Origin of the sequence: Pontimicrobium aquaticum (assembly GCF_005047595.1) — a bacterium.
In the GTDB taxonomy this organism is placed as follows: Bacteria; Bacteroidota; Bacteroidia; order Flavobacteriales; family Flavobacteriaceae; genus Pontimicrobium; species Pontimicrobium aquaticum.
In genome coordinates this window covers 1-1,698 of record NZ_SUPL01000021.1, presented here as the reverse complement: position 1 = coordinate 1,698, position 1,698 = coordinate 1, and the positions used below count along the sequence as shown (strand labels likewise).

2 protein-coding genes and 1 pseudogene are annotated in these 1,698 nt (G+C 32.8%); all 3 read right to left on the bottom strand.

Annotated elements, in window-relative coordinates; translation table 11 throughout:
- Window positions 1–256: 256 nt before the first annotated feature.
- A complete protein-coding gene (locus E5167_RS15315) occupies window positions 257–892 on the bottom strand; it encodes a hypothetical protein (RefSeq protein ID WP_211242162.1) in 636 nt (211 codons plus the stop codon).
- A gap of 53 nt (window positions 893–945) precedes the next feature.
- Entirely contained in the window at window positions 946–1,347 is a 402-nt protein-coding gene (locus tag E5167_RS15310) for an integrase core domain-containing protein (protein ID WP_169301446.1), read from the bottom strand.
- Window positions 1,348–1,352: 5 nt separating this feature from the next.
- Window positions 1,353–1,698, bottom strand: a pseudogene (locus tag E5167_RS15465) (hypothetical protein); the annotation flags it as partial.

Below are 1,698 nucleotides of genomic sequence, written 5' to 3'. Positions count from 1 at the left end.
TTCCTGATAGGTTGACAATACACAAAATCCAGTCAATCCTTAATCTAAACGAACAATTTTTTCTGATACGATATTCCGAAAACCGAAGTTGAATGTCAAAAAGTAACTCCGATGGCATACAACGGTCTCGGCTATGAGTAGTTGCGTGTGTTAGCGATTAACTTTGCAAGTACACACCAAACTGAAAATCCGCTAGGATTTTCAGAAGTAGGTGAGAACGAGCAATTACTTATAGCCATTGTTGTGCGTTCGTTTTTTATTTCCATTGTTTGTTTTTCAAGTTGGTTTTCTTTAATGAATATCCATCGTTAAAAAACAATTTTCCGTTATTCAAAACCATTATTTTATCAGTCAAAAATCTCGGAACAGCGTTTAAGTCCAAATCTCTCACAATAATTTCTATTTCATTATAATTTGGATTGTCGATTTCTATTGTTTCTTTTTGTCCTAAATAATGATACGTAATTGTTTTTATTTTTTGAGTTTCCAATTCCGCAATTCCATTCACGTCTGCTGCTTTTCCAGCGTTTTGGTCATTCACTACAATGAACGCAGCTGCAAGAGGTAATTCCAAATCTCGGATTGTAATTTTGATATTCTCAATTCGGTCAGGATTTATTTTTCCGCTATAAGTCGTACTTGGATTTTTTGGTTGTTCAAATGTGTTCAGTTTTATACTGTCAGTAGATATTTGTTCCCAATTTCCTTTGACTACAGTTCCGCCACCAACATCCATAAAAATAAAATATTCAAATGTTTTGTCCGATTTCAGTTCAATTTGAGTGCAACCCAAATATTCATTTCCGCATTTTCCATATAACCCAATTACGGATTTATTCGTTGAGCACGAACTAAAAAAAAGTAAAATTAAAATCAGTTTAATGTATTTCACGGGTTTTTCTTAAATGTCTAGTCCTGAAATATGGCTACAGGTTAAAAATTGATTTACGCTGTTTTTAAATATACCATATTCGGTGTTTTGAAGTCTAAAGATAAATGTAATCTTATTTCGTTGTATAAATTAATTGCATTTTTTGTAGCTCTTTTCGCGTGTTGTACGCTATCAAAGGTCTGGTCAAGATAAAACTCGTCTTTTAGGATGCCGTTTACACGTTCAGCAATAGCGTTTTCGTAGCAATGATTTTCTTCTGTCATACTAATTTTGATGTTGTTTCTCTTTAAAATTTGTGTGTATACATTGCTACAATATTGTATTCCTCTATCCGAGTGATGTATAAGGCTCTCTGTGTTTTTAGCTTGATATAATGCTTTTTTAAGAGCTCTGGTACAACCGCTAAGTTCAAGGCTATCACTAAGGTCGTAACCTATGATTTTTCTAGAATACATGTCAGTTATAAGAGCAAGTAACAAAATCCTTTTACAGTTCTGATGTATGTAATATCAGATACCCAAACTTGATTAGGTCTATTAACAATTACATCTTTTATGATGTTTTTATGTTTGTAAAACCTATGAAAAGAGTTTGTTGTTCTGTAGCTAGGTTTCTTTCTGGTTATAAGCATATTGTGTTTTCTAAGAATGTTGAAAAGCGTGTCTCTGCCTACTTTAAGGTTAGCTTTATCAAACTCATTTTTTAAAGATATTTTGAGTTTACGTACACCTTCTCTAGGCAAGGATCTGCGTTTTTGGTTTACAATTTGAATGATCTGTTGTTCAAGTTTTAAACGTTTGTCAGCT